The sequence below is a fragment of the Gemmiger sp. genome (genome assembly GCF_036306485.1).
GTDB lineage: Bacteria > Bacillota > Clostridia > Oscillospirales > Ruminococcaceae > Gemmiger.
Genome location: NZ_JAXJZK010000047.1, coordinates 1 through 20,920, shown reverse-complemented (window position 1 = coordinate 20,920; position 20,920 = coordinate 1). Strand labels below are relative to the sequence as shown.

Below are 20,920 nucleotides of genomic sequence, written 5' to 3'. Positions count from 1 at the left end.
TGAACGACCAGAAAGAGAGCATCTGTTATGCCGGATAAATCTTCAGCCGCCGGATGGGAAGCCTGTGAGGAGACGACCGATGATCTTCTGCTCCGCGGCGGCCTGAAGGGGCGATTTGCCTCGGATTTCTGTCTGCTGCAGTGTACGGTGGACGCGCTGGAACGATACCTGGACTCCTCCTGTACCGCTGCCGTGCGGGAAACGGCCATCCCGATGCTCCACCGTATGACCAACCGGATTCACCGTCTCGAACGCCTGGCGGATAACGCCTCCGACCTTGCCATGGGCACGGCGCTGGGCGGTGCCAGGCCATTTTCCGTGCAGGAGATGAACCAGTGTCTCGAGGAACTGGCGGACTGCGCCAATGAAGAACTGGTGCTGTGCAAGGTTCCCGGCAAAATACAATTTGAACCGGACCCGGCAGGGGAACCCTGGCTTGTGAACACCGATGTGGGACTGATGGATACGCTGTTTGCCAACCTGTTTTCCAACTCCTTCTGCACGGACCGGACGGCGGACGTCCGTCTGACCGCAAAACCGGGGGGATGCCTGGAATACCGGGACGGGCGGATCTGGCCGCCGGAAGTCTGTGAGACACTGAACGCCGGAACGCTGAGCCCCGTGCTGGCAGGGCAGGGAAGCATCGGCCTGCTGCTGATCCGCAGCTGTGCCGAGCGCCTGGGCTGGCGGCTCGAGACCGCGCAGGAAGAAACCGCAACCGTTCTGCGCCTGTTCCTGCCCGAGGCCTCCGGACAGCCCTTCGGCAGCCAGAATACCCTGCGCACACCCCGCGCCGCAACCGGTGTGCACCGCAACCGTCTGCGGGAAGAATTCCGCGCCGTGCTGTACGAGCCGACACAAACCGAATAACCCGACATCACGGCAGGGCCGGAAGGTCCTGCCGTGAATTTTTTTGTCCCGGCTTTACTTTATGGTCAAACTATTGTAAAATACAAGGGATAAGATAAATTCAGGTGGTGTATCATTATGGCAGTTGCCTATAAACGTGTTCTTTTAAAGGTAAGCGGAGAAGCCCTGGCCGGCGCCAAGGGTACCGGTTTTGACGAAGCGACCATCGCGTCGATCTGCAGCGGTATCAAGGCCGCCCATGATCTGGGCGTTGAGATCGGCATTGTGGTCGGCGGCGGCAATTTCTGGCGCGGCCGTTCCTCCGGTAAGATGGACCGGATGGATGCCGACAAGATCGGTATGCTGGCGACCGTCATGAATGCGATTGCCCTCAAGGACGCGCTGCGCCAGCAGGGTGTCCCGGCCGTCGTCATGACCAGTGCCGCCATGCCGCAGGTCGCCGAGACGTTCCGCAGCGATAAAGCGGTTGCGGAGCTCGAAGCGGGCCGGATCGTGGTGTTCGGCGGCGGTACGGGCAACCCGATCTTCTCCACCGATACCGCCTCGGCGCTGCGTGCCCTGGAGATCGGTGCCGATGCGATGCTCAAGGCAACGATGGTGGACGGCGTCTATGACAAGGACCCGCACAAATACGCCGACGCTGTCAAATATGATACCCTCACGTTCACCCGCGTCCTGGATGAGCGGCTGGCCGTCATGGACTCCACGGCCGCCACGCTCTGCCGGGACAACGGCCTGCCGATTCTCGTCTTCGATCTGGGAGACCCCGCCAATATTGCACGCGCCGTGCAGGGCGAACAGATCGGCACGCTGGTCAAGGAATAAACCGGGCTGCGGATGCACCCGTTTCATAGGAAAGAATTTGCACACAAAGGAGAACCTCTATGAGCAGCACGACTAAAATCTACGAAGAAAAAATGAACAACTGCGTTTCCCACCTGGATCGCGAGCTGGCCACCATTCGTGCCGGACGTGCGAACCCTGCGATTCTCGACAAGGTTTCGGTGGATTATTACGGAAGCCCCACGCCGATCAATCAGGTGGCGTCGGTTGCTGTGGCCGAAGCCCGCATCCTGACCATCACGCCTTGGGACGGCAAGCTGGTCAAGGCGATCTCCAAGGCCATCCAGACCAGTGACATCGGCATCAACCCCATTGATGACGGTCACACGATCCGCCTGGTGTTCCCGGCGCCCACCGAGGAGCGCCGCCGCCAGCTGACCAAGGAAGTGCAGAAGCAGGGCGAGGAAGCCAAGGTTGCGGTCCGCAATGTGCGCCGCGATGCGATGGATAAGTTCAAAGCCATGAAAAAGGCGGGAGAGCTGACCGAGGACGATCAGAAGAACCTCGAAGAGGAAATCCAGAAACTGACCGATAAGTTCGTCAAGGAGATCGACGCGACCTGCGCCCGCAAGAACAAGGAAGTCATGGAAGTCTGATTTCCGTATCTGTGTGCCGCGCATGGAAACAGAGCGCGGCACATGGCATATCCCGGACAAATGCAAAATCCAAAGGCCGTGTGCATACAATTTGGAAGAAACGACTGCACATGCACCCTGAAAGGAATCCGCTTTTATGAAAACTCGTATCGTCACCGCCGTGGTTGGCCTCGCTGTCCTTGCCGTTGTGCTGGTCTTTTTTGACACGGCACTGTTTGATCTGGTTCTCGCAGCGATCTGCCTCATCGGAATCCACGAAGTGTTCAGTGCCATGGGCTTCGGCAAAAAACAGTGGTATCTGTTTGCGGCCGCCATTCCCTTTACGCTTCTGCTCATGCTCAGCGCCAGCCAGACGGCGCGGGCATTGCTTTTGCCGGTAGGTTTCCTGACGGTCCTGTTTTACAATATCTGCCTGATTGCCAACAGCCGGACGTTGGATTTCGGAAAAATGAGCGGCCTGCTGTATTTCAGCGGGGTGATCCTGTACTGCTTCTACTCGCTGATCTATCTCAAACGCCGGCTGCCCATGGCCCAGTACGGGTACGACGCGATCTTCTTTATCCTGCTGATTCTCTGCTTTGCCTGGGGCGGCGACACGTCGGCTTATTTTGCCGGCCGAGCCTTCGGCAAGCATAAACTCGCGCCGGTCGTCAGCCCCAACAAGACGGTGGAAGGCGCCGTCGGCGGCATCATCGGCAGTATGGTGGTGGGCCTTGTGGCCACGGTGCTTTACAGCATCCCGACCGGCAGCTTCACCACCCTGACTGTCAATGTGACGATGCGGCACTATCTCATCATTGCGGTGATGGGCGCCGTGGCGTCGGTGCTGGGCATCCTCGGCGACCTGTTCGCTTCGGCGGTCAAGCGCCAGGCGGGCATCAAGGATTACGGTACCATTTTCCCCGGACACGGCGGTATTCTGGACCGGTTTGACAGCGTGATGTTCATTGCGCCGTTTGTCTGCATCGTCGTGCGCTATTTCTTCTATACCATTCAATAACAACAGGGATGTGAAATTCATGCCGAAAACCATTACCTTGCTGGGCTCCACGGGCTCCATCGGGACCCAGAGCCTGGATGTGGCCCGGATGCACGGGTACCGAGTCTTTGGCCTGTCTGCCAATTCCCGTGTGGAACTGCTGCTCCAGCAGATTGCTGAATTCCATCCGTCCTATGTGGCGGTGGTGGACCCGAATGCCTGTGATCGCCTTGAGGCGGAGCTGGCCGGAACGTCGGACGCGCCCAAGCTGCTCCGCGGCCCCGAGGGCCTGCGGGAACTGGCCGCCATGGACGGCCCCGATGTCGTGCTCAACGCCGTGGTGGGAATTGCGGGCCTGTCCGCGTCGCTGGCCGCCATCGAGAGCGGTCATGACCTGGCACTTGCCAACAAGGAAAGCCTCGTGACCGGCGGTCATCTGGTCACCGATGCTGTCCGCCGCCGCGGCGTCAAACTGCTGCCGGTGGACAGCGAACACTCCGCCATCTTCCAGTGTCTGCAGGATGCCCATTCGGCCAAGCGGCTGGAAAAGATTTTGCTGACGGCTTCGGGCGGACCCTTCTTCGGAATGACCACCGAGCAGCTGCGCGGCAAGAAAAAGGAGGACGCCCTCAAGCATCCCAACTGGAATATGGGCGCCAAGATCACCATCGACTCCGCCACGCTGATGAACAAGGGCCTTGAACTGATCGAGGCAGTCTGGCTGTTCGGCCTGCCTGAAGACAAGATCCAGATTGTTGTCCAGCGGGAGAGCATCATCCACTCCGCGGTGCAGTTTGCCGACCACTCGGTCATTGCCCAGATGGGGGTGCCCGATATGCGGATTCCCATCCAGTATGCCCTGACCTGGCCCGACCGTCTGGAAAGCCCGGTCCCCGAACTGGACTTTGCGGCCTTGAAAAAACTGACCTTCGATGTTGCCGACGAGGAGACCTTCCGCTGCCTGGCAGCTGCCAAGAAGGCCATCCGCAAGGGCGGCCTGGGCCCCTGCGCCGCCAACGGCGCCAATGAGGAGGCGGTCCGCCTCTTCCTGCAGGACCGGATCGGCTTTTTGGATATCGGCCGTCTGGTGGAAGGCGTCGTGGACAGTGACAGCTACGGCGGGGAATATACCCTGCAGGACGTGTACGAATGTGACCGCATGGCGCGTGCGTACGTCAGGGCACATCTTTGACAAACGATCACAGACTGAATTGAGGTGCTTATGACAGGTTTGCTCACCGTGGTTGCGGCAGTTTTGGTGTTTGGAACGGTGGTTCTGGTTCACGAACTGGGGCATTTTCTGGCAGCCCGGCGGTGCGGCATCCGGGTGGAAGAATTCTCCATCGGGTTCGGCCCGGCGCTGTGGAGCCGTGTCCGGAACGGTACGCGGTACAGCATCCGTCTGCTCCCGCTCGGCGGTTACAACGCGCTGGCAGGGGAGGAACCCGCCGAGGAAGAACAGGAGAAAGCGGAGGAACCGCCCGCCTACAATCCTCATACACCGCTGCTGCCCGCAACCATGGATGGCCGTACCTACGCCGAAGCCGGCCCCTGGCAGCGCTTCTTTGTGATTGCGGCCGGTGCGCTGATGAATTTCCTGCTTGGCTTTGTGGTCATTCTGATTCTCACGGCCAGCCAGGATGCCGTGACCAGCAAGGTCATCTATGACTTTGTGGGCGACAATCCGCGCAGTGAGCAGACCGGCCTGCAGGCGGGGGATGAAATTCTGGCCGTCAACGGACATATCTGCTTCACGGCCGAGGATGTCATCTATGAACTGCAGCGCACCGAGGACTATTCCGCCTCCTTCACGGTTCTGCGTGACGGTCATCGCGTCACACTGCCGGATGTGCAGTTTGACTCGCGCACCGAATCGGACGGCTCCACCTCGATGGTGCTGGATTTCCGTGTTTACGGCATCGAAAAGACGCCCCGCACGGTGGTCAGCGGCGCCATCCGCTATTTCTGTTACTATTCCCGGGTGATTCTGCGCGGGTTTGTGGATCTGTTCACCGGACGGGTGGGCATCAATGAACTGTCCGGTCCGGTCGGCGTGGTCAGCGCGGTCAGTGAGGCCGTGCAGTACGGCTGGCGGGATGTGCTCAGCCTGGCTGCTGTCATCACAGTTAACCTGGGAATCTTCAATCTGCTGCCCATTCCCGGCCTGGACGGCTTCAAGCTGCTGTTCCTGGCAGCCGAAGGTATCACCCGGCGCGAAGTGCCAGTCCGTGTCCAGGCGGCGCTCAACGCGGCGGGCATGGTGCTGCTGCTCATGCTGATGGTCATGGTCACCATGCAGGATGTGGCAAAGTATTTTCTTTGAGAAACGGATGAAAAAGGAGGACACTCTCATGCGTCAAACCAAGCGTACCGTGCGCATCGGCAACGTGACCATCGGCGGCAATCATCCCATTGCCGTGCAGACGATGCTCAACGTCCCGGTCAAGGACATTGCCGGCAATGTGGAACAGGCCAAACGGGTTGCCAAGGCCGGCTGCCAGATCGTCCGTGTTACGGTGCCGACGCCGGCCGATGCCGCCGTTGTGGCCGCGATCAAGGAAGCGGTGGATATCCCCGTCGTGGCGGACATCCATTTTGACTACAAAGCCGCTCTGGCCGCCATTGATGCCGGCGCCGACAAGATCCGCATCAATCCCGGCAACATCGGCTCGGATGACCGCGTCAAGGCGGTGGCGGATGCCTGCAATGCCAAGAATATCCCCATCCGCATCGGCGTCAACGGCGGCAGCCTGGAAAAGCATATCCTTGCCAAGTATGGCGCGCCGGTGCCCGAAGCCATGGTGGAAAGCGCCATGTATCATGTACATCTGCTCGAAAAGCATGATTTTGAAAACATTGTCATCTCCATCAAATCCTCCAATGTCCCGCGGATGATGGCCGCGTACCGGCTGCTGTCCTCCCAGACGGATTATCCGCTCCATGTGGGCGTGACCGAAGCGGGCGGCAACCGGATGGGCCTGATCAAGTCCGGTATGGGCATCGGCGGGCTGCTGATGGAAGGCATCGGCGATACGCTGCGTGTCTCGCTGACCGGCGACCCCGAGGACGAGGTCTATGCCGGCTACGACATTCTCCGCGCGGCCGGGTATGCCGTGGCGGGACCCGAGATCATCAGCTGCCCCACCTGCGGCCGTACCCAGTACCCTATGATTGAGATTGCCAACGAGGTCGAAGCTCGCCTCAAGGAGGAAGGCTTCCGCAAACCCCTCAAGATCGCCATCATGGGCTGCATCGTCAATGGCCCCGGCGAAGCGTCCGATGCGGACATCGGCATTGCGGGCGGTAAGGATGAAGCGCTGCTCTTCATCCGCGGCCAGCGTGTCCGGATGCTCAAGGACCACATCGTGGACCAGCTGATCGACGAGATCCACAAACTGTAACGCCGTCTGATGCCCTGCGTCCTTTTCCGTGCTTTGCGGGAAGGTGCAGGGCATTGCATACGGTTCAGGATTTTCCGGGAAATATCGTATTCAAGAGGTAGATCGTTTGAAACCACTCGTCACCCAGGTCTGGCCGCAGTTCACGGCGGACCAACAGTTTACGGCCTGTTTCGGCAGCGTCCTGGTGGAACACGTCCAGCTGTTCCGCACGGCACGCCGGGTTGTGATCAGCCTGCGCAGTGCGGCCCCGCTCAACGGGGACCTCTGCGACCGCCTTCTGGCCTCCTTGCAGGCGACGTTCGCCGGCTATGACCTCTCGGTCAAAAATTACTTCAATTACGATGCCATCACCCCCGAAGCCGTCAAGGCCCTGATCGAGGAACTCAAACAACAGGGAATGCCGGTCAACGGGTTCCTGGATGCCGTGCAGCCCGTCGCGTTTGAATCGGACGGCCTGGTGGTCCGTGTCAATGCCGGCCTTGCCATCCTGGAAAGCGTGGAGTTCCCGCGCCGCCTGGCAGAACTGATCCAGGAACGGACCGGGGCACTGCCCATTGTCCGGATGCAGCTGGTGGGCAAGCAGATGAACGCCGACGACCTGGAACGCCGTGTGGCCGAAAAGACTCCTGCCGCCCAGTTCAAGGCCCACGAGGAAGTGGCTCCCTTCACGATCGAGGGGCTGGACCTCGCGCCGAAACCGGCCAAAGTGTTCTATGGCAAATCCTTCAAGCCTGCTGATCTGCGCCCCCTCAATGATCTGGGCGACGGCGGCAAGGTGACGGTCTGGGGCGATGTGTTCTTCAGCGAAGTCAAGGGCAACCGCCGCAAGATCTATTTCACCTCCATCACCGACTATAACGGCTCGGTCAACCTCAAGGTCCTGGGAGATGAAACCGAGGATATGTCCAAGTGGGAGGGCATCAAGCCCGGCACCACCCTCATTGTCCGCGGCAACTATACCTACGACAAATACGAGCACGACTATGTGCTGCTGCCCTACGACGTTCTGCAGGTCGAGCGGATGCCGCGCCAGGATACCGCACCGGAAGGGCAGAAGCGGGTGGAGCTGCATCTGCACACCAAGTCCAGCTCGATGGACGGCTTCTGTGATTCCGGCAAGATTGTCCGGCTGGCCCATCGGATGGGCCACCGTGCCATCGCCATCACCGACCACGGCGTCTGCCAGGGCTACCCCGAAGCCATGCTGGCCACCGATGAAATCCACGGCGAGGACCCCAACTTCAAACTGATTTACGGCTGCGAAGCCTACTTTGTGGATGATATGATCCCGGCAGTGTACGGCAACGCCGCCATGCCGCTCAGCGGGTCCTTTGTTGTCTTTGATACCGAAACCACCGGCCTGGATGCCAACAACGAAGCCCTGACCGAGATCGGTGCCGTCTGTGTGGAGAATGGCAGGATCAACGAGGAGAAAAAGTTCTGCACCTTTGTCAACCCGGGCAAACCGATCCCGTCGCGGGTCGTGGAACTGACCGGCATCAACGATTCGATGGTGGAGGGGGCGCCGACCCCCGAGGAGGCCATCCGGCAGTTCAAGGAATTCTGCGGTGACCATATCCTGGTGGCCCACAATGCCAACGGCTTTGATATGCTGTTCATCCAGAAGGCGGCCGAGAAAGCCGGTGTGGATTTCTCCAACACCTACCTGGATACCCTTCCGATGGCGCAGGCTCTCTTCCCGGGACTGCACAACTATAAACTGGATACCATCAACAAGCATCTGGAAATCCCGCCCTTCAACCATCACCGCGCCGTCGATGATGCCATGGCCCTGGCCCGCATCTTTGAGATCATGCTCAACGATCTGGAAGAGAAGGATATGCACACCGTCGAATCCATCAACACCGGCCTGGGCGGGAATAAGGAAGTTCTGAAAAAGAAATACTACCATCTGATCATTCTGGTTCAGAACCAGATCGGTCTCAAAAACCTCTACCGCATCGTCAGTGCGGCCCATACGCAGTACTTTTTCAAGAAACCCCGCGTGCCGCGCAGCCTGCTCAACCGTTACCGGGAGGGCCTGATCCTCTCACCGGCCTGTGAAGCAGGAGAACTTTACAGGGCAATCGTGGCCGGAAAATCCCATGAAGAGCTGCTGCGCATCGCGGACTACTACGACTACCTTGAAGTTCAGCCGCTCGGCAACAACGAATTCATGGTCCGCAACGGCCAGGTGGATTCCATCGAAGCGGTCAAGAACTTCAACCGCACGGTCATCCAGCTGGGCGAAGAACTGCACAAACCCGTGGTGGCCACCGGCGACGTTCATTTTCAGGAGCCGGAGGACCGCATTTACCGCGCCGTGCTTCAGGCAGGCAACGGCTTCAAGGACGCCGACAACCAGGCGCCGCTGTATTACCGCACAACACAGGATATGCTGGAGCAGTTCAGCTATCTGCCCCAGGACAAAGCCTTCGAGATCTGCGTGACCAATCCGAACAAGATTGCCGCCACCATCGACAACAATCTGCGTGCCATCCCGCGGGGCACCTATCCACCCTCCATTGAGGGCGCGGAGGACCAGCTCCGGTCCGGCACCTGGCAGCATGCCCGCCGCGATTACGGCGATCCGCTGCCGGATATCCTCCAGAAGCGCCTGAAAAAGGAGCTGGATTCCATCTGCGGCCACGGTTATGCGGTTCTGTATGTCATTGCGGTCAAGCTCGTGGCGTTTTCCAATGCGGGCGGCTACCAGGTGGGCAGTCGTGGCTCGGTCGGCTCCTCGGCCGTTGCGCACTTCTCCGGTATTTCGGAGGTCAACTCCATGCCGCCGCATTACCTGTGCCCCAACTGCAAGCACAGTGAATGGATTGACGACGGCGTTACAATGGATGGCTTTGACCTGCCCGACAAGACCTGCCCGGTCTGCGGCCAGCCCATGCAGATGGACGGCCATGATATCCCGTTTGAAACCTTCCTCGGCTTCTACGGCGATAAGGAACCGGATATCGACCTGAACTTCTCGGGCATGTATCAGTCCAACGTTCACCGCTATACCGAGGAACTCTTTGGCAAGGAGAACGTCTTCAAGGCGGGTACCGTCTCGGGTCTGCAGGACAAGACCGCCTACGGCTATGTCAAGAAGTACCTGGAAGAGCGCGGCAAGACCGTCAACCGTGCCGAGGAAAACCGCCTGTGCATGGGCTGTACCGGCGTCAAGCGGACCACCGGTCAGCATCCCGGCGGCATGGTTGTCGTGCCGTCCACCTTTGACATCTACGATTTCTGTGCCATCCAGCACCCGGCCGACGATGTGAAGGGCGGACTGCTGACCACACACTTTGAATTCAAATACCTGCATGATACGCTGCTCAAACTGGATGAGCTGGGACACGATGTTCCGACCTTCTACAAATACTTTGAGGAGTATTCCGGCATTCCCATTGACAGCGTTCCCATGAACGACCCCAAGGTGTACAGCCTGCTGACCTCCACCGAGGCGCTCGGTGTCACCCCCGAGCAGATCGGAAGCCAGACCGGAACCTTCGGCATTCCGGAGATGGGCACCAACTTTGTCCGCGGCATGCTGCTGGACGCCAAACCCAAGAACTTTTCCGAGCTGATCCAGATTTCGGGTCTGTCCCACGGCACCGATGTCTGGACCAACAACGCCGATGAGCTGATCCGGTCGGGCACCTGCACGATCGCCGAGGTGATCGGCTGCCGTGACAGCATCATGCTGTACCTTCTGCGCAAGGGCCTTGAACCCAAGATGTCCTTCGACATCATGGAGGCCGTCCGAAAAGGAAAGGTCGCCAAGGGCGGATTCAAGCCCGGCTGGGAGGAGGCCATGCGGGAACATGATGTACCCGACTGGTATATCGAATCCTGCCGCAAGATCAAGTATATGTTCCCCAAGGCCCACGCGGTGGCCTACCTGATGGCTGCCATCCGGCTCATGTGGTTCAAGGTCTACAAGCCGCCGATCTTTTATGCGGTCTACTTCACGGTCCGCGGCGCCGACATCGACTACGAGGCCGCCGTGGGCGGCATCCGTGTGGCCAAGGAACATCTGCGGGAAAACGAAAAGATTCCCAAGGATGAGCGCACCGCCAAGGATGACGATGCCCTGGTCAGCCTGCAGCTTGTCAATGAGATGCTGCAGCGCGGGTATCAGTTCCTGCCCATTGAACTGGGCAAGAGCCATGCCAGCAAGTATATCGTGGAGGATGACAAGGTCCGTCTGCCGTTCACGGCCCTGCGCGGTCTGGGCGAAGCGGCTGCCGTTGCGCTGGAGGAAGCCACCCTCCACGGGCAGGAATATATCTCGGTGGAAGAACTGCAGCAGGCTTCCGGCGTGGCACAGTCCGTCTTTGACAAGCTGCGCGAGGTGGGAGCCCTGGGCAGCCTGCCCGAAACCAGTCAGGTGGATCTGTTCAGCCTGATGTGACCTTCAAGGTTCCCGCACTGCGGGAGCCTTTTTTGTGCCGGAGCAGGGAAGACAGGACCGGAATCTGCCAGATTCTGACAAAAGTTCACCTTGCCTACAACCATAAGTTGTGTTATACTGAATACAATGATTGTTTCGCAATTTCCGCGGGTCTGCCCCGGGATTGCAGATTTAGACGATACCGGAGGGAACTGCCGCATGGCAAAAAAGAAGGAAGAATACGGCAACGAAAGCATCAAAAGCCTGAAAGGCGCCGACCGGGTGCGCAAACGTCCGGCCGTTATTTTCGGCTCGGACGGCGTCGAGGGCTGTGCCCACTCCATTTTTGAAATTGTTTCCAACTCCATTGATGAAGCCCGTGACGGATACGGCAACCGGATCAATGTCACGCTGTTTCCCGACAACAGCATCGAAGTCGAGGACTTCGGCCGCGGCATCCCGGTGGATTACAACCATGCCGAGGAGCGCTGGAACTGGGATCTGGTCTTCTGCGAACTGTACGCGGGCGGCAAATACGGGGAAGGCGGCGGCAACTATGATTTCAGCCTGGGCCTCAACGGTCTGGGTCTGTGTGCCACGCAGTATTCCAGCGAATGGATGACGGCCGATATCTACCGGGATGGCATGCACTATCATCTGGACTTCCGCAAGGGCGAGAACATCGGCGGTCTGAAAAAGGAGCCGTTCAGCGGCCGCCGGACCGGTTCGGTGATCCGCTGGAAACCGGATAGTGAAGTGTTTACCGATATCCATGTCCCGCCCGAGACCTTCAAGGATATGCTGCGCCGCCAGGCGGTCGTCAATGACGGCGTCACGATGGTGTTCAATGACCGGTCGGGCGACCGTGTCGAGAAAAGCGAATACTATTATGAACACGGCATCGTGGACTATGCCAACGAGATCGCCGGCGAAGACAGCCTGACCCCGGTGCATTTCTGTTCCGGTGCCGCGGTGGGCCGCGACCGGGAGGATCAGCCGGAATACCAGGTCAAGATGAATGTGGCCTTCTGCTTTTCCAACACGGTCCAGACGCTGGAATACTACCATAACTCCAGCTGGCTGGAACACGGCGGCAGTCCGGACCGCGCCGTCCGGCTGGCCTTTGTCAACCAGATCAACAACTGGCTGAAAAACAAGGGCCTTTACAAGAAGAACGAGAGCGCCATCACCTTCAACGATGTGCAGGATTGCCTCGTGCTGGTCTCGTCGAGCTTTTCGACCCGCACGAGCTACGAAAACCAGACCAAGAAGGCCATCACCAACAAGTTTGTGGCGCAGGCTATGACGGAGTTTCTCAAGCACCAGCTGGAAGTCTACTTCGTCGAGAACCCCGACGAGGCCGAAAAGGCCTGCAAACAGGTGCTGATCAACAAGCAGAGCCGCGAACATGCCGAGAAGGCCCGCGTCAGCATCAAAAAGACGATGACCCAGCAGATGGACCTGGCCAACCGCGTCCAGAAGTTCGTGGATTGCCGCACCAAGGATGCCTCCCGGCGGGAACTCTACATTGTGGAGGGCGATTCCGCCATGGGTGCCGTCAAGCAGAGCCGGGACTCGGAGTTCCAGGCCATCATGCCGATCCGCGGCAAAATCCTCAACTGCCTCAAGGCGGACTATGCGCGGATCTTCAAGTCCGACATCATCACCGATCTGATCCGGGTGATGGGCTGCGGCGTCGAACTGGGCGGCAGCCACAACAAGGATCTGGCCACCTTCAATCTGGACAATCTGCGCTTCAATAAGATTGTCATCTGTACCGATGCCGATGTGGACGGCTACCAGATCCGCACCCTGGTTCTGACGATGCTGTACCGCCTGACGCCGACCCTGATCAACAAGGGATATGTCTATATTGCGGAAAGCCCGCTGTATGAGATCAACACCAAGGACAAGACCTATTTTGCCTATACCGAACCCGAGAAGGCCGATATCCTCAAGCGGATTGATGGCCAAAAATACACGATCCAGCGCTCCAAAGGTCTGGGCGAGAATGACCCCGAGATGATGTGGCTCACGACGATGAGCCCCGAGAGCCGCCGGCTCATCAAGGTACTTCCCACCGATGTCAAAAAGACCGCGGAGGTCTTTGACCTGCTGCTGGGCGACAATCTTCAGGGACGCAAGGAGCATATCGCCGAGCATGGCGCGGAGTATCTGGATGATCTGGATGTGTCCTGAAACGGGGAAGAGGAGAAGCTATGGCTAAAAAAACAACCAAACATAAAACCGCGCCCAGCCGTCCGCAGCTGGGTGACAACGTCGAGATCCTTTCCGCCGGCGAGGTCATTGAAAGCCCGATCACCGAGACGCTGGAAACCAACTATATGCCCTACGCGATGAGCGTCATCGTTTCCCGCGCCCTGCCCGAGATCGACGGATTCAAGCCGGCCCATCGCAAGCTGCTGTATACCATGTACGGCATGGGCCTGCTCAAAGGGGCCCGCACCAAAAGCGCCAACATTGTGGGCAGCACGATGCACCTGAACCCCCACGGCGATGCCGCCATCTACGACACGATGGTCCGTATGGGTCGCAGCAATGAAAGCCTGCTGGTGCCGTTTGTGGATTCCAAGGGCAACTTCGGCAAGGCATACAGCCGGGATATGGCCTATGCCGCCGCACGTTATACCGAGGCCAAGCTCGAACCGGTCTGTGAGGAGCTGTTCCGCGATATTGACAAGGATACCGTGGATTTCGTCCCCAACTACGACGGCACAACCACCGAGCCTACCATGCTGCCCGTGACCTTCCCCACGATTCTGGCCAACAATACCCTGGGCATTGCGGTCGGCATGGCGTCCAACATCTGTTCCTTCAACCTGACTGAGCTGTGCAACGCGACCATCGCGCTGATGAAGGACGAGCAGGCCGATCTGATGCAGCTGCTGCCGGCGCCGGATTTCGTGGGCGGCGGTACCATCCTCTATGATGCCTCCGAGATGGCCAATGTGCTGGAAAACGGCCGCGGCAGCATCCGGGTCCGTGCCCGCTGGTCCTACGACAAGGAAAACAACTGCATTGACGTGACGCGCATCCCGCCCACCACCACGGTGGAAGCCATCATGGACAAGATCACCGAGCTGGTCAAGCTGGGGAAAATCCGGGAAATCAGCGATATGCGCGATGAGACCGACCTCAACGGCCTCAAGCTGACCATCGACCTCAAGCGCGGTCAGGACCCCGATAAACTGATGGCGCGGCTGTTCAAGGCAACCCCCCTCGAGGATAACTTTGCCTGCAATTTCAACGTCCTGATTGCCGGCCAGCCCAAGGTTCTGGGTGTGCGGCAGATCCTGCTGGAATGGATCGCGTTCCGTTCGGAATGTGTGCGCCGCCGCACCTACTATGACCTGCAGGGCAAGCAGAAACGCCTGCACCTGCTGCGCGGCCTCGAAGCCATCCTGCTCGATATTGACAAGGCCATCGAGATTGTCCGCAATACCGCCGAGGAATCCGAGGTGGTGCCCAACCTGATGATCGGCTTCGGCATCGATGAGGTCCAGGCCGAGTATGTGGCCGAGATCAAGCTGCGCCACCTCAACCGGGAATACATCCTCAAACGCACCGAGGAGATCGAGGAACTCGAGAAGGCCATTGCCGATTTGGAGGATGTTCTCAAGCGCCCGGCCCGCATCCGCCGGATCATCATGACCGAACTGGCCGACGTGGCCAAAAAATACGGCCAGCCCCGCCGCACCGAGATCCTCTACGATCTGCCCGACGACCTGGCCGAGGATGAGCCGCAGTCTGCGCCGGACTACCCGGTTACCGTCTTCTTCACCCGGGAAGGCTATTTCAAGAAGATCACGCCTCAGTCGCTGCGGATGTCGGGCGAACAGAAACTCAAGGACGGCGACGAGATCGTCTATTCCAAGGAGACCACCAACAACACCGAGCTGCTCTTCTTCACGAACCATGCGCAGGTCTATAAGTCCCGCGCCTCGGAATTCTCCGATACCAAGGCCAGCGTTCTGGGCGAGTATGTCGCCTCCAAGCTGGAGATGGAGGAAGGGGAGGTCCCGCTGTTCATGACGGTTACCTCGGATTACCGCGGCCATATGCTGTTCTTCTTCCAGAACGGCAAGTGCGCCAAGGTGCCGCTGTCCAGCTATGTCACCAAACAGAACCGCCGCAAGCTCCTCAAGGCGTTCAGCGATAAGGCTGAACTGGCCGCGATGCTCCACCTGGAAGAGGAATGCGAGATTGCCATCTTCATCAGCGGCGGCACCTCGGCGGACCGTCTGCTGCTCGCAGGCAGTGCGCTGATTCCTGAGAAGACTACCCGCGATACCGCCGGCGTCAACGTGGTCACCCTGAAAAAGAATGCCCGGATTGCCAAAGTCCGCCCCGCCGAGGGCCTGGAACTGACCGATGCCCATCGCTACCGGGTGCGGACCCTGCCGGCTGCCGGTGCCATCCTGCGCCAGGAAGACCGCGCGGAGCAGATGACCCTGTAAAATCTTTTGCAATTTTTCTGCATTTCTGCGGGAAATCCTTGCAATTCGTTTCCGGATATGGTAAACTGCTAGTTGTATGAGGTTAAAAAGGAGTGCTATCAATGTCCGCTTATGAAATTGCGTTCGGCGTTGTGCTGATCGTTATCTCGGTTCTGATTATCATCTTCACTCTTGCACAGACCCAGAAGGGCCAGGGCCTGTCTGCCGCCATCATGGGCGACAACAGCTTCATGGCTGCCGGACGCGAGCGTGGGCTGGATGCCAAGCTTGCCAAGGTCACCAAGGTCTGCGGCGGCGTTTTCTTTGTGGCTACGCTGCTGGTCTGCGTGCTCAGCGCTCGCCTGTGATTTTCTGTTGAACCGTGTACGGCCCGCCATTCAACGCGGGTCGTTTTTTATGGGTAAAGTATACAAGAAGGTATTTTGGAAGGGCCCTGTCGGATGGCAGGGCGACGTCAAAGAGGAGAACAATTGCATGACACCATTACAAAAGAACATTCTCGCGGCCTGTAAGCGCCGCCCCCAGACTCTCCGGGAACTCCAGAACGCGCTGCAGGTGGATAATTCCCGGCTGCGCAACACGGTCACGGCCATGGTGGCGACCGGTATGCTCAGCGCCCGCAACGGTCAGTATGTGCCGGGCTATGCGGTGATGGAAAACGAGCTTCAGCCCCAGACCATCCCCTGTACGCTGGTCAAGCTGGCCGCACGGTTCGGCTTTGCCTCCCGGGATGACGGGACCGGGGACATCTTCATTCCCGGCCGTGCCCTGCATGGCGCCATGCCGCAGGACAAGGTGCTGATCAAGCTGTTTGATCATCCCCGCGTGGAGGGCAGCGCCGAAGGCGAAGTGGTGGAGGTCACCACGCCGCACAACAGCTTTGCCGGCACCATTGTCCTGACGGAGGACGGCCGGTATGCCGTCGAGCCGGACGGCTGCCGCGATGTCCGCATCCTGCTGGAAAAGTCCGGCCGCAACGGCGCCCAGCTGGGCGACAAGGTCGGCGCCGTCCTCACCGGACGCGGCCAGCGTCATATGGAACACCGCGCTGCCGTCGCGGAGCGGTTCGGTACCTCCGACCGCGCTTCGGAATGTGCCAAGGCCATCCTGTACGGCCGTGACGTGCGCCAGGAATTCCCCGAGGATGTCCTCAGCGAAGCCCACGCCTACGACAATGCGGTCATTGATCCCGCCGAAGTGGAGCACCGGGTGGACCTGCGCGGAATTCCGATCTTCACGATCGACTCCGCCGAGACCAAGGACATTGACGACGCCATCAGCCTGATGAAGCTGCAGAACGGTGGCTACGAACTCGGCGTGCATATTGCCGATGTCAGCCACTATGTCCGCCCCGATACGGCGCTGGACAAGGAAGCCTTTGAGCGTGCCACCAGCATCTACTATGCCGACAAGGTCATCCCGATGCTGCCCACCCAGCTTTCCAACGGCATCTGCAGTTTGAACGAAGGGGAGGAGCGCCTGGCCTTCTCCTGCCTGATGCAGCTGGATGAAAAGGGAGAAATCCACAGCTATCGCTTTGTCAAGAGCGTGATCCGCAGCCGCGTCAAGGGCGTGTACAAAGAGATCAATGCCCTGCTGGACGGCTCCAACGATCCGGCGCTCATGACCAAATACAAGGACGTGGTCAGCCAGCTTCCCGTCATGCAGGAACTGTATGAGAAGCGGGTCGCTCTTCGCCATGCCCGCGGCGCCATGGATATCGAGTCCGACGAGGCCAAGCTCGTGATGGATGAGGAAGGCCGCTGCGTGGATATCGTCAAGCGCACCCGCGGCGTTTCGGAATGCATGATCGAAGAGTTCATGCTGCTCGCCAACCAGTGCGCCGCCAACGCGGGCCGCACGCACCGCGTTCCCTTCGTGTATCGTATCCATGAAGCTCCCGATGCCGAAAAGCTGGAAAAACTCTCGGCCACGCTCAAGGCCTGCGGCCTGAATGTCCACTTCCAGGGCGAGGTCCCGACGCAGCTCGAACTGTCCGCCATCCTGGATGAAACGCGCGGCCAGCCCATCCAGATTCCGGTGCATACCGGTATTCTGCGCAGTATGCAGAAAGCCCGCTACTCTCCCGACCCGAAGGGACATTACGGTCTGGTCCTCAAGGATTACGCCCACTTCACGAGTCCCATCCGCCGCTATCCCGATCTGGCCGTCCATCGCATTCTGACCGACATGCTGATCGGCAAGCCGGAAGAGCAGCTCATCAAGGATTATACGGGATTTGCTACCCACGCCAGTGAGCAGTCCAGCCGCCAGGAAGTGGTGGCGGTCCGCATCGAGCGCGATGTCGAGGATCTGTACAAGGCCGAGTATATGCACAACCATCTCGGCGAGGTGTATACCGGCACCGTGTCCGGTGTGACGCCGCGCGGCGTCTTTGTGGCACTGGAAAACACCGTCGAAGGCTTTGTCCCGGCTGCTCAGCTCTGCAAGGGGGAGGCAACCGTGGTGGAGGGTGTGAGCATCCTCGATCCGCTCACCGGCCGCCGCTGGATGCTGGGCGACCCGATCAAGGTCAAGGCCGCTGCCGCGGATGTGGCACTGGGCCGGATTGATTTTGAGTATATGCCGATGTGACGGCAATGCCCGCAAAGAGAATCACAGAGTAAAAACCGGCCCGCAGGACAAGTTTCCTGCGGGCCGGTTTTTCTGCGCTCTGAAAACAACAAAAATAAAAACTCCCCGGAACATTCCGGGGAGTCTTTATGGCGGAAAGAAAGGGATTCGAACCCTTGAGGGCTTTAGGGGCCCTACACGATTTCCAGTCGTGCGCCTTAGACCAGCTCAGCCATCTTTCCATAACAGCAAGGCTATCGCCGAACTGCAAGAGATATTATAGCAAAGCAAAGCAGAAATGTCAAGCAAAATTCCAAACTTTTTTCCGATTCGACAAAATCTTTCCAACAACCTTGCAACCTGCTCCGTAAAGTGGTAAAACAATAGAATGAAAAGAGGAAAATCAACGAAAGGTTGATAAACGTTCCGGATTTTTCGGGGCGGGAAAGGGTGGTATTATTGTATGTATAACTTCTTCAAAGACCTGGCGATCATCCTGATCACAGCCAAGCTTTTTGGCCTGGCGGCGCGGCGGTTCAAAGCGCCGCAGGTGGTCGGTGAGATTATCGCCGGACTGCTGATCGGACCGTGCCTGCTCAACTGGGTGCAGATCAACGACTCCATCACGACCTTTGCCGAAATCGGTGTCGTGCTGCTGATGTTCTCCACCGGCCTTGGAACCAACCTCAAGCAGCTGATCAAGGCAGGACCCATTGCCACGCTGGTGGCGTGCGTCGGCGTCTTTGTGCCGCTGGTCTGCGGTACGCTGCTTTACGGTGCTTTCTACGGCTTCGATGCGGTGGGCAGCCAGGAGTTCTACCGTGCGCTGTTCATCGGCACAATCATGACGGCGACCAGCGTCTCCATCACGGTGGCCACGCTGCAGGAACTCGGCGAGCTCAAAGGATTCTTGGGCACCACGATCGTCAGTGCAGCCGTCATTGATGACGTGATCGGCATTGTGGTGCTGACCTGCGTGCTGGGCGCCGGCGGCAGCAGTGACAGCAGCATCCTGAAGGTGCTCCTCAGCACGGTCCTCTTCTTTGCGGTGGCCATCGTTGTCGGCCTGATCTGGTACCGGCTGATGTCCTGGCTGGATAAGCGCAATCCGCACACCCAGCGCATCACGATTGCCAGCCTCGGCTTCTGCTTTGCCATGGCCTACATCGCCGAGGTCTTTTTCGGCATTGCCGACATCACCGGTGCGTATATTGCCGGCATCGTGCTGTGCAACATCCATGATGCCCCCTATGTGGAGCGCCGCGTCGATATCAGCAACTACCTGATGTTCTCCCCGGTGTTCTTCGCTTCGATCGGCCTCAAGACCAACATCAGCGGCCTGACGCCGGAGATCGCACTGTTCTGTGTCTGCTTTGTGCTCGTGGCGCTGGCCAGCAAGATCGTCGGCTGCGGCCTGGCAGCCAAGATCTGCCGCTTTGGCTGGATGGATTCCCTCAAAGTGGGCGTCGGCATGATGACCCGCGGCGAAGTCGCCCTGATTGTCGCACAGAAAGGTCTGGCAGTGGGCATGGTGGATTCCGTCTATTTCACGGCGGTGATCCTGCTGATCATTGTCTCCTCGGTCATCACGCCGCTGGCGCTCAAGACGCTCTTTGTCCGATTCCCGACCTCCGATTCCCGCGCACTCAAACAGGAATAACAAAAAGCCTGCAGGATGGCCTGCAGGCTTTTTTTGATGCAGTCAGTGCCGGACAAAACCGCCCAGCTCGCTCTCGTCGCTCAGCCCCTGTACAAGCGCTTTGGCCCGCAGAGCGGCGTACAGCTCCGCGAAAGTGGCCTGGATATACGGTTCCAGAAATACATACCCGATGCCGAAGGACAGCGCACAGAGAATCTGCCAGCCCAGGAAGGAGAGATGCAGCACAAAGGTCTTCCACTTTTCGCCGCGCATCATCTCGCGGCTCAGCTGCATGGCACGCCCGGTGGAGAGGTAGGGATTTTCGGCAAGCAGGTAGGGAACCTGGTGATAGCAGAAAGCCCAGTAGATGCCAGGAACGATCAGCAGACAGCCCAGCAGGATCTTCAGACGCACCAGAAACATGACCTTGACAAGGTGAAAGTAACCGGACCCGAACACCGAGGTGACGGTGGAAAACGGGGAGGGCGCCTGTCGGCTTTCCATGAAATAGCGGTTGCGGCCCACAAGGACCGGATTGTAGACAAAGGCAACGTACGCAGCACCGAGCACGAGCCCGATCAGGGCCCCCATCAGCAGGGCGTTCCAGAACTCCAGCGGCATCGACAGCAGGTACCACTCCAGCAGATCCGCCTGGGAGACATTGCCGTGCCAGACCGGACCGCGCAAAGCGGAATTCAGCCATCCGGTATTGATATTCCATTGCATCATCGTGCCGTTTCCGGAAAAGCCGATTCCCAGCAGGGAAATCAGCAGACAGAGCGCAAGGCAGCGCCAGTAACGCCCGGACAACGCACGCTTGGCGTTTGTTTTCAGCAGGGAACGAGTCCACATAATCGGTATCCTCCTGTGTTTCGGTATTCGTTCATTGAGACAGTATAGCACAGATTCTGCCGATTGAAAAGAAGAGGAGAACCGCAAGAAAAAAGAAAAAAATCCGGAAAAAATCAAAAAAGGCATTGACAAACCGGCCGGAAATCAGTATAATAATATACGTCGTCCGGGAACGGAACGACAAGAAATATGCGGATGTGGCGGAACTGGCAGACGCGCTAGATTCAGGTTCTAGTTCCCTTAAAAGAGTGTGGGTTCAAATCCCTTCATCCGCACCAAATCCCGAGCACGAGAGTGT

At 58.7% G+C, this 20,920-nt stretch carries 14 protein-coding genes and 2 tRNA genes; 14 read left to right on the top strand and 2 right to left on the bottom strand.

What is annotated here, in order from left to right; translation table 11 throughout:
- The first annotated feature begins 27 nt into the window (after positions 1-27).
- From U0L91_RS10045 to rnr, 12 genes are all read left to right on the top strand, one after another.
- A complete protein-coding gene (locus U0L91_RS10045) occupies positions 28-870 on the top strand; it encodes an ATP-binding protein (RefSeq protein WP_330046601.1) in 843 nt (280 codons plus the stop codon).
- 117 nt (positions 871-987) lie between these two features.
- The gene (gene pyrH, locus U0L91_RS10040) at positions 988-1,695 is read left to right on the top strand and encodes a UMP kinase (protein ID WP_330046599.1); all 708 of its coding nucleotides are present in this window, start codon (positions 988-990) and stop codon (positions 1,693-1,695) included.
- A 59-nt stretch (positions 1,696-1,754) separates the two neighbouring features.
- Positions 1,755-2,309, top strand: a complete 555-nt coding sequence (gene frr, locus U0L91_RS10035) for a ribosome recycling factor (protein WP_330046597.1) — start codon at positions 1,755-1,757, stop codon at positions 2,307-2,309.
- 136 nt (positions 2,310-2,445) lie between these two features.
- Positions 2,446-3,309, top strand: coding sequence for a phosphatidate cytidylyltransferase (locus tag U0L91_RS10030; RefSeq protein ID WP_330046596.1), 864 nt, complete (start codon positions 2,446-2,448; stop codon positions 3,307-3,309).
- Between the two features lie 19 nt (positions 3,310-3,328).
- Complete coding sequence (locus U0L91_RS10025) at positions 3,329-4,480, top strand: 1-deoxy-D-xylulose-5-phosphate reductoisomerase (protein WP_330046594.1); 1,152 nt, start codon at positions 3,329-3,331, stop codon at positions 4,478-4,480.
- A gap of 30 nt (positions 4,481-4,510) precedes the next feature.
- Positions 4,511-5,611, top strand: coding sequence for a M50 family metallopeptidase (locus U0L91_RS10020; protein ID WP_330046592.1), 1,101 nt, complete (start codon positions 4,511-4,513; stop codon positions 5,609-5,611).
- Between the two features lie 7 nt (positions 5,612-5,618).
- Positions 5,619-6,689, top strand: coding sequence for a flavodoxin-dependent (E)-4-hydroxy-3-methylbut-2-enyl-diphosphate synthase (gene ispG / locus U0L91_RS10015; protein WP_330046590.1), 1,071 nt, complete (start codon positions 5,619-5,621; stop codon positions 6,687-6,689).
- 397 nt (positions 6,690-7,086) lie between these two features.
- A complete protein-coding gene (locus U0L91_RS10010) occupies positions 7,087-11,100 on the top strand; it encodes a PolC-type DNA polymerase III (protein WP_481804525.1) in 4,014 nt (1,337 codons plus the stop codon).
- Positions 11,101-11,298: 198 nt separating this feature from the next.
- Complete coding sequence (locus U0L91_RS10005; protein WP_330046586.1) at positions 11,299-13,278, top strand: DNA gyrase/topoisomerase IV subunit B; 1,980 nt, start codon at positions 11,299-11,301, stop codon at positions 13,276-13,278.
- 20 nt (positions 13,279-13,298) lie between these two features.
- The gene (locus U0L91_RS10000; protein ID WP_330046585.1) at positions 13,299-15,557 is read left to right on the top strand and encodes a DNA gyrase subunit A; all 2,259 of its coding nucleotides are present in this window, start codon (positions 13,299-13,301) and stop codon (positions 15,555-15,557) included.
- Between the two features lie 101 nt (positions 15,558-15,658).
- On the top strand, positions 15,659-15,904 hold the full coding sequence (secG, locus tag U0L91_RS09995; protein ID WP_330046583.1) for a preprotein translocase subunit SecG: 246 nt from the start codon (positions 15,659-15,661) through the stop codon (positions 15,902-15,904).
- Positions 15,905-16,031: 127 nt separating this feature from the next.
- Positions 16,032-18,152, top strand: a complete 2,121-nt coding sequence (rnr, locus tag U0L91_RS09990; protein ID WP_330046581.1) for a ribonuclease R — start codon at positions 16,032-16,034, stop codon at positions 18,150-18,152.
- A gap of 129 nt (positions 18,153-18,281) precedes the next feature.
- Here the strand turns inward: rnr and U0L91_RS09985 are convergent.
- A tRNA-Ser gene (locus U0L91_RS09985) sits at positions 18,282-18,373 on the bottom strand.
- A 221-nt stretch (positions 18,374-18,594) separates the two neighbouring features.
- On the opposite strand from U0L91_RS09985, the gene U0L91_RS09980 reads away from it, so the two are divergent.
- Positions 18,595-19,791, top strand: a complete 1,197-nt coding sequence (locus tag U0L91_RS09980; RefSeq protein ID WP_330046580.1) for a cation:proton antiporter — start codon at positions 18,595-18,597, stop codon at positions 19,789-19,791.
- Between the two features lie 42 nt (positions 19,792-19,833).
- Here U0L91_RS09980 and U0L91_RS09975 read toward each other — a convergent pair whose 3' ends face one another.
- Positions 19,834-20,622 carry a DUF975 family protein gene (locus tag U0L91_RS09975; protein WP_330046578.1) on the bottom strand — a complete coding sequence of 263 codons (789 nt, stop codon included), beginning with the start codon at positions 20,620-20,622 and terminating at the stop codon, positions 19,834-19,836.
- Positions 20,623-20,813: 191 nt separating this feature from the next.
- Here U0L91_RS09975 and U0L91_RS09970 point away from each other — a divergent pair.
- Positions 20,814-20,900, top strand: a tRNA-Leu gene (locus tag U0L91_RS09970).
- Positions 20,901-20,920: the final 20 nt, after the last annotated feature.